The sequence below is a fragment of the Pseudomonas sp. PME37.24/025 genome (genome assembly GCF_055556615.1).
This window is the reverse complement of record NZ_JBVHNK010000353.1, coordinates 1-257: the sequence shown is the minus strand read 5'-3', so window position 1 is coordinate 257 and position 257 is coordinate 1. Positions and strand designations below refer to the sequence as shown.

General features: G+C 58.0%; 1 protein-coding gene. It reads right to left on the bottom strand.

Features of this window, described 5'->3' with window-relative positions:
* Window positions 1-229 (bottom strand): GNAT family N-acetyltransferase (locus ACZ3HH_RS30670; protein WP_465810435.1); only part of this gene is annotated, 229 nt, incomplete at its 3' end.
* Window positions 230-257: the final 28 nt, after the last annotated feature.

Sequence of the window (257 nt, the reverse complement as noted above, 5' to 3'; positions counted from 1 at the left end):
AATGATAGCGGCGGATGCCCCCACCCAGGGTCTTGTTCGATGCGTCTGTTGCGATCTCCTCTCGCACCAGGACGTATTCTGAGTTTCGATAGAGCGCGAGCGCCGCCGGTTGAAGCTCAGACGTGCTCAGATGCATGGTCGGACGATTGCGGCGACGACATTCATCTTCAGCAAATCTCAGCATCTCGCGTGCAATGCCTCGTTTGCGACATTGCGGATCGACGTACATGCGGCGAAGCTCCATCGCTTGCTCGCCC